At 40.3% G+C, this 452-nt stretch carries 1 rRNA gene; it reads right to left on the bottom strand.

Going from position 1 to position 452, the window contains the following annotated elements:
• Positions 1-370: 370 nt before the first annotated feature.
• Positions 371-452 (bottom strand): 5S ribosomal RNA (gene rrf / locus H4O20_RS12800); the annotation flags it as partial.

The following is a 452-nucleotide window of genomic DNA, read 5'->3' as shown; positions in this document are numbered from 1 at the left end:
CGGCTTGAGGAGTTAAAAACGGTTCTTGCAGGGTTACTTTGGTAACGCTGCAATCACCACCCACACTGTGAGCGAGTTGGACGTTTTGAGTTTAGGGCAAAAAAAAACCTTAATCACCTCCAGTAATAATAAGGTTGACAAAAAAGAAAATCGGCTTGACAAGTTAAAAACGGTTCTTGCAGGGTTACTTAGGTAACGCTGCAATCACCACCCACACTGTGGGAGTGTAGGTCATTCTATTTATAACTTTAGAAAAACAACTTTCAAATAAAAGGAAGAAGAACAATCTCCTAAAAGATTAAATCGGTAATTTGTTATTTCAGTTTAGGGCAAAAAAAACCTTCATCAAGTAAATGATGAAGGTTTTAAAGGAAGGCGGCGACCTACTCTCCCACAGGATTGCAGTACCATCGGCGCAAACGGGCTTAACTTCTCTGTTCGGAATGGTAAGA

Source organism: Aequorivita sp. 609 (assembly GCF_014212065.1).
Taxonomy (GTDB): domain Bacteria; phylum Bacteroidota; class Bacteroidia; order Flavobacteriales; family Flavobacteriaceae; genus Aequorivita; species Aequorivita sinensis.
The sequence above is the reverse complement of the archived record's forward strand: the minus strand, read 5'-3'. Positions and strand labels throughout refer to the sequence as shown.